Below are 7,101 nucleotides of genomic sequence, written 5' to 3'. Positions count from 1 at the left end.
CCGTCGTACCGTATTGGAGGCCTGGGACCTGGAGCTGGTGTTCCGCCGACTGCGCCAACGCCTGAGTAGCGTCGCCACGGTGTTGCTGCTGAGCGTTGGGCTGATGTTGATACACGCCGGCCAGCCGGTCCTGGCCGATGAGGCCAAAAGCCCCAAACAACTGAGCACCCAAGCCGCCAGTCAATCCATCAAGGCTCAGTTGGAAAACCCACCCTTCAAAAATCCGGAAACCGTCACCCGCTACCGTTTTGGTGAAGAAAAAACGGGCCCAAAAAACAAAGCCCACGGCGACGGCAAATTACCGGCCTGGCTACAGGCACTGCTGGACAACCTCAATAGCAGCACCTTCAAACAGGTTGGCCTGGGTCTTGAAATACTTCTGTGGAGTTTGCTGATCGGGGGCATCGCCCTGCTCGTGTGGTACTACCGCGGCTGGCTGCACGCTTTTGTGAACCGGCGCGGCGGCCCCAAACCAAACGTTGTCGCACCGGTTCCCACGCAATTGTTCGGTTTGGAACTGGGTATCGAGACGTTGCCCGAAGACATCGCCGCCGCCGCCGAAAAACTCTGGCCCACCCAACCACGGGAAGCCCTCGGGTTGTTGTACCGCGGCCTGCTCAGCCGGTTGCTGCATGACTTCAACCTGCCGTTGAAAAGTGCCGACACCGAAGGCCAGGTTCTGGAGCGCGTGCACCACCTTCAACAACCACACCTGCTGGCATTCAGCGATGAACTGACCCGTCACTGGCAAAACCTCGCCTATGGCCATCGACTGCCCCCGGCCTCTGCCCAACAAAAACTCTGCAGCGACTGGCGTGCACTGTTCCATCCGGAGGCAGCCCGATGAACCGGCCTTTACTCTGGGTGGGAGTGTTGCTTGCGTGTCTGCTGGGAGCCGGGGCTTTTTATGCGTGGCACAAGGCAATCCCCTATGACGAAGTGGTGGATCGCGGGCCCTCGCCGCAAGCCCGGGCGAACCCCTACCTGGCGGCTGAATACTTCCTGCGTCAGCAAGGCCTGACCGTTGAACAGGCCAATGGCCTGGAACGACTTGGCACCCTTCCCCCCAACGGTAACAGCCTGCTTCTGCTGGGTGAGCGCAGCAACATGACCCCGCGCCAGGTAGAACAATTGCTGGAATGGGCGAAATCCGGTGGCCACCTGCTGGTGGTTGCAGAAGCCTTGTGGGACGAAGAAACCGGCAAAAGTGGCGACCTGCTGCTTGATCGACTGGGCATTCACCAGGCAATGAGCGACGCCTCTGACGAACCACCGGCGGCGCGTAGAAAAAAAGTGCCGGACCTGACCAAACTCTATGTCGACAATGAAACCGCCCCGGCCCATTTCAGCTTCGATACCGACTTCAACCTCACCGACCCCGGCCATCTGGCGCAGTTTTCCGCCAACAGCGCCCAGTCCAGCCACCTGATGCAACGCGACCTCGGGCGCGGCACCGTAACGGTTGTAACCGACAGCGACCTGTGGAAAACCCCAGGCATCGGTAAACACGATAATGCCTGGCTGCTGTGGTACCTCACCCAAGGCACAGGCGTAACATTGTTGTTCAGCAGCCACGTGGACAGCCTGCTGACCCTGTTGATGCGCTACTTCCCTCAGGCCTTGGTGGCATTCGTCGCACTGATTGCCCTGGCGCTTTGGCAGGCGGGCATGCGCCAGGGCCCGATCCAGGCGCCTGCGCCCAAGGCGCGTCGGCAGTTGCAGGAACACCTGAAGGCAAGCGCCGACTTCCTGTTGCGCCGTGGCGGCCAAGGCACGCTCCTGCAAGCGTTGCAGCGTGACATCCAACGTGCCGCGCGGCGGCGCCACCCAGGTTTTGAACACCTCGACACCGCACAGCAATGGCAGGTACTTGAACGCCTGACACGCCAACCCTCTCACGTCATCAGCCAGGCCCTTGGCCCACTCCCGGCAAAACGGCTCAACAGCGCCGATTTCAGCCGTCAGGTGGCGTGCCTGCAAACTCTCAGGAATGCCCTATGAGCGACCTTCCAGCAGCCACTGCTCCAACCACCGAAAGCCTTCAACAGGCCAGCCAGCAGGCACAGGCCCTGCGCGTTGAACTGCGCAAGGCAGTGATCGGCCAGGACCAGGTGATTGACGATGTACTCACCGCATTGATTGCCGGCGGCCATGTGCTGCTGGAAGGCGTACCCGGCTTGGGCAAGACCTTGTTGGTGCGCGCCTTGGCCCGGTGTTTCGGCGGCGAGTTCGCACGCATCCAGTTCACACCGGACCTGATGCCCAGCGACGTCACCGGTCATGCCGTTTACGACCTGCACACTGAACAGTTCAAGTTGCGCAAGGGGCCCCTGTTCACTCACCTGCTGCTGGCCGACGAAATCAACCGCGCACCGGCCAAGACCCAGGCCGCCCTGCTTGAAGCCATGCAGGAGCGCCAAGTCACCCTTGAGGGTGAGGCGCTGCCCATCGGCCAGCCGTTCATGGTGCTGGCGACCCAGAACCCCATCGAACAGGAAGGCACTTATCCGTTGCCCGAAGCAGAACTGGACCGGTTCATGCTCAAGGTACGCATGGACTACCCCGACGCGCAGCAGGAGCTGGACATGGTCCGCGAAGTGACCCGCTCATCACGGGCCGACATGCTCGATGTGCAACCGCTGCGCACCGTGTTGCATGCGCAGGATGTGCTGAACCTGCAGCAGATCGCCAGCGCGATGCCTTTGGATGAACAGGTGCTCGACTACGCCGTGCGTTTGGCCCGGGCCACGCGCACCTGGCCCGGGCTGACCATCGGTGCTGGCCCACGGGCCTCCATCGCGCTGGTACGCGGTGCCCGCGCACGGGCGTTGTTGCGCGGTGGCGAATTCGTCACACCCGATGACATCAAGGGCTGTGCTCTGGCGGTATTGCGTCATCGGGTGCGCATTGCGCCGGAGCTGGATATTGACGGGCTGGAGGTAGACCAAGTGCTCAAACAACTGCTCGACCAGATTCCAGCGCCCCGGCAGTGACTCACCCATGAAACCGACACGACTGCTCTTGAGCTGGCTGAGTGTACTGCTGGGCCTGAATGTTCTGCTCGGCGTCGCAGCCGCGCTGCAGCTCAACGTGCCCGACACCTTCCACTCGGTGGCGTGGGGCTTGCTGCTGGCGTTGTTCCTGCTGGCAGCGCTGGACGCCATACGCCTGCGCCGTCGCCCGTCTGTTCAGGTGCAGCGGCAAATGCCTGGCAGCCTGGCACTGGGTCGTTGGGGCGAGGTACGCCTGACCCTGACGCACAGCTACACGCAACCGGTAACGGTGCAGGTGTTCGACCATGTTCCAGACGGCCTGAGCCTGGAAAACCTGCCTCAGAATATTGAGCTACGCCCTGGCGAACACAGCGAACTGGGCTATCGCCTGCGCCCTCTGCGCCGTGGCCACTTCAGTTTCAGTCGCTGTGAATTCCACCTGCCGAGCCCTTTTGGGCTGTGGTCGGCACGCCGCTCTATCGACGTTGGTGATACGACGCGCGTCTACCCGGATTTCGCCCGCTTGTACGGCGCACAACTACAGGGTGTGGATAACTGGCTGAGCCAACTGGGCGTGCGTCAACGCCAGCGCAGGGGCCTGGGCTTGGAATTTCATCAACTGCGCGAATTTCGTGAAGGCGACAGCTTGCGCCAGATTGATTGGAAGGCCACCGCACGCCAACGCACGCCCATCGCACGGGAATACCAGGATGAGCGTGACCAGCAAATTGTGTTGATGCTCGATTGTGGTCGGCGCATGCGCAGCCAGGATGACGAGTTATCGCACTTCGACCACGCGCTCAACGCCTGCCTGTTGCTCAGTTATGTCGCGTTGCGCCAAGGCGATGCGGTGGGGCTGTGTACTTTTGCCGGTGACCAGCCGCGTTACCTCGCGCCAGTCAAGGGCAGCGGGCAATTGAACCTGCTGCTCAATGCAGTCTATGACCTCGATACCACCCGTCGAACGGCCGACTACGAGGCTGCTGCCAGTCAACTGCTGGCGCGGCAAAAACGTCGGGCACTGGTGATCATGGTCACCAACCTGCGTGATGAAGACGACGAAGCCTTGATGACCGCGGTCAAGCGTCTCAGCCGACAGCACCGGGTACTGGTGGCCAGCCTGCGAGAGGAAGTGCTCGACCAGCTACGCCAGGCTCCCGTGCAAACGCTGGACGAGGCACTGGCCTACAGCGGCACCGTCGACTACCTCAACACCCGCAACGAACTCCATGACCGGCTGAATGCGCATGGTTTGTCCGTATTGGACACCTCACCGGCGCAGCTGGGCCCCGCACTGGTAACGCGTTACCTGGGCTGGAAAAAAGCAGGGGTATTTTGAATATTCAAGGTGCAGCGCAGCGAGCGCACGTCCTCGGTTTGGGCAGCATCCCCAAACCGGGCCGATAACGCGCAGCGTCTAGGCGGACGCCTGTAAAGGATCGAAACTGAAGTAATTCAACAAGGCGGTGATCAGTTGCCCGTACTCGTCGCACGCCTGAACCACGCTGAACCCCGAGTCATAATGCTGAGGATTGATATCCTCATGGCTCCAGAGACACCTGGCCGTAAGATCAATTGTCTGGATCTCGCCTTCTGGACCGGGAATTTTCAGGCGCAGCTCGAAGTCTGCATCGACCATCATGGGCAATTGGCTGATCAACATCAGCCCGTCCTCAGAGACATTCCCCAGAAAGCCGATAGGCTTGTCGGTCAGGCGATTGAACACCTGCAGAAAGCAAGATAATTGATGTCGCTCGATCCGTCGGTTGATAAACATGTGATATCGCCATCCAATGGCCATGCCTTGGCCGTGCCAGTGATTCGGAACAAGCCGTTGGCTCGCTCTCCTGGATCTCGGTGTGACAACACACATCGTTGGGTCACTGCACAGCTGCCGAATCCGGGCCTTGCGTTCGATCAAACAAAAACTTGTACAAACGAACATTCAAAGAATAGCCCAAGACCGCCAACGGGCCAGTCATAGCATGATAAATATCATCACAAGGACGCCGGCCTTGGCTGCGCCACACTCGCGCCAGGGTAATGTCCCAACTGCTGCAAGGTGTCGAGCCGGGCGCGAGCTCGGTACGCGTACTCACTCGCGGGGTATTGGCTGATGATGAACTGATAGGTTTGCACGGCATCGACGAACAACTTTTGCCGTTCCAGGCACTGCCCGCGCAACATCGAAACCTCCGGTTGCACATAACGGCGGGTGCGGCTCTCGCGGTCGACCTGGGACAATTCCAGGGTGACGCGCTCGCAGTCACCTACCCCATAGGCACGGTAAGCATTGTTCAAATGGTGGTCCATCGACCAACGGGTACAGCCGACAACACTGACGGCCAGGGCAGCAACGAGCAAAATTCGCATGGGGGTTCTCCTGTCTTGTGCAGTGTATCGACCCCTCGTCGAAAATCTTCAAGGATGTTCGTCGATTCAACCGCAGCAAAAACAAGCCAATCGTCGATAAGTAGTGCAAACGAACAATGACTACAACGAAAGAGCATAGTAGCCTTCCCCAGCGCTTGAACTCAGGAGTCTGTGCATGTCCGTCCGTCGTACCAAAATCGTCGCCACCCTTGGCCCGGCCAGTAACTCGCCGGAAGTCCTCGAACAGCTGATTCTGGCTGGTTTGGACGTCGCCCGTCTGAACTTCTCCCACGGCACCCCGGACGAGCACAAGGCTCGCGCCAAGCTGGTGCGTGACCTGGCCGCCAAGCATGGCCGCTTCGTCGCATTGCTGGGTGACCTGCAAGGCCCGAAAATCCGTATCGCCAAATTCGCCAACAAGCGGATCGAGCTGAAGATCGGTGACAAATTCACCTTCTCCACCAGCCACCCGCTAACCGACGGCAACCAGGAAGTTGTGGGTATCGACTACCCGGACCTGGTCAAGGACTGCGGCGTCGGTGACGAACTGCTGCTGGATGACGGCCGCGTCGTCATGCGCGTCGACACCGCGACCCCAACCGAATTGCACTGCACCGTGATCATCGGCGGCCCGCTGTCCGACCACAAAGGCATCAACCGTCGCGGCGGTGGCCTGACGGCGCCGGCCCTGACTGAAAAAGACAAGGCCGACATCAAGCTCGCCGCCGAAATGGAAGTGGACTACCTCGCCGTGTCCTTCCCGCGCGACGCCGCCGACATGGAATACGCCCGTAAACTGCGCGACGAAGCCGGCGGTACCGCCTGGCTGGTGGCGAAGATCGAACGCGCTGAAGCCGTGGCCGATGACGAAACCCTCGATGGCCTGATCAAGGCGTCCGACGCGGTGATGGTTGCCCGTGGCGACCTCGGCGTGGAAATCGGTGACGCCGAACTGATCGGTATCCAGAAGAAAATCATCCTGCACGCACGCCGCCACAACAAAGCGGTGATCGTGGCGACCCAGATGATGGAGTCGATGATCCAGAACCCGATGCCGACCCGTGCCGAAGTGTCCGACGTGGCAAACGCCGTGCTCGACTACACCGACGCCGTGATGCTTTCGGCTGAAAGTGCTGCCGGCCCGTACCCGCTGGAAGCAGTGCAAGCCATGGCGCGTATTTGCATCGGCGCTGAAAAGCACCCGACCAGCAAGACGTCCAGCCACCGCATCGGCAAAGAGTTCGAAAGCTGCGACCAGAGCATCGCCCTGGCCGCCATGTACACCGCCAACCACTTCCCGGGCGTTAAAGCGATCATCGCCTTGACCGAAAGTGGCTACACGCCGTTGATCATGTCGCGCATTCGTTCCTCGGTGCCGATCTACGCGTTCTCCCCGCACCGCGAAACCCAGGCCCGCGCGGCCATGTTCCGTGGCGTGTACACCGTGCCGTTCGACCCGGCTTCGTTGCCACCGCACGAAGTCAGCCAAGCGGCCATCGACGAGCTGATCAAGCGCGGCGTTGTGGAGAAAGGCGACTGGGTCATCCTGACCAAGGGCGACAGCTACCACACCATCGGCGGCACCAACGGCATGAAGATCCTGCACGTTGGCGACCCAATGGTTTGATGTGACACGCTGAAAAACAAAAGCCCCGCCATGTGAATGGCGGGGCTTTTTGCATTTCAGTGGATCTTGTATTGGCTTCAATGGCCTCTTCGCGAGCAAGCCCGCTCC

7 protein-coding genes are annotated in these 7,101 nt (G+C 60.5%); 5 read left to right on the top strand and 2 right to left on the bottom strand.

Going from position 1 to position 7,101, the window contains the following annotated elements:
* The 4 genes from WBB95_RS01900 to WBB95_RS01885 form a co-directional block, all read left to right on the top strand.
* A partial coding sequence (locus WBB95_RS01900; protein ID WP_424486040.1) for a DUF4129 domain-containing protein occupies positions 1 to 847 on the top strand: 847 nt, incomplete at its 5' end.
* On the top strand, positions 844 to 2,001 hold the full coding sequence (locus tag WBB95_RS01895; protein ID WP_424486039.1) for a DUF4350 domain-containing protein: 1,158 nt from the start codon (positions 844 to 846) through the stop codon (positions 1,999 to 2,001). The genes WBB95_RS01900 and WBB95_RS01895, both read left to right, overlap by 4 nt.
* Positions 1,998 to 2,993 carry an AAA family ATPase gene (locus WBB95_RS01890; protein ID WP_424486038.1) on the top strand — a complete coding sequence of 332 codons (996 nt, stop codon included), beginning with the start codon at positions 1,998 to 2,000 and terminating at the stop codon, positions 2,991 to 2,993. The genes WBB95_RS01895 and WBB95_RS01890 overlap by 4 nt, the downstream gene beginning before the upstream one ends.
* Positions 2,994 to 3,000: 7 nt before the next feature.
* Complete coding sequence (locus WBB95_RS01885) at positions 3,001 to 4,332, top strand: DUF58 domain-containing protein (RefSeq protein ID WP_424486037.1); 1,332 nt, start codon at positions 3,001 to 3,003, stop codon at positions 4,330 to 4,332.
* A gap of 78 nt (positions 4,333 to 4,410) precedes the next feature.
* Here the strand turns inward: WBB95_RS01885 and WBB95_RS01880 are convergent, their stop codons facing one another.
* Together WBB95_RS01880 and WBB95_RS01875 are read right to left on the bottom strand one after the other, a co-directional pair.
* Complete coding sequence (locus WBB95_RS01880; RefSeq protein WP_424486036.1) at positions 4,411 to 4,770, bottom strand: PilZ domain-containing protein; 360 nt, start codon at positions 4,768 to 4,770, stop codon at positions 4,411 to 4,413.
* 221 nt (positions 4,771 to 4,991) lie between these two features.
* The gene (locus WBB95_RS01875; protein WP_424486035.1) at positions 4,992 to 5,366 is read right to left on the bottom strand and encodes a tetratricopeptide repeat protein; all 375 of its coding nucleotides are present in this window, start codon (positions 5,364 to 5,366) and stop codon (positions 4,992 to 4,994) included.
* A gap of 175 nt (positions 5,367 to 5,541) precedes the next feature.
* Between WBB95_RS01875 and pyk the strand changes: the two genes are divergently transcribed.
* Positions 5,542 to 6,993 (top strand): pyruvate kinase, encoded by a 1,452-nt coding sequence (gene pyk, locus WBB95_RS01870; protein ID WP_424486034.1) that lies wholly within the window; start codon positions 5,542 to 5,544, stop codon positions 6,991 to 6,993.
* Positions 6,994 to 7,101 lie beyond the last annotated feature (108 nt).

This window comes from Pseudomonas sp. (assembly GCF_049645325.1).
Lineage (GTDB): Bacteria > Pseudomonadota > Gammaproteobacteria > Pseudomonadales > Pseudomonadaceae > Aquipseudomonas.
This window is presented reverse-complemented; position numbering and strand designations above follow the sequence as displayed.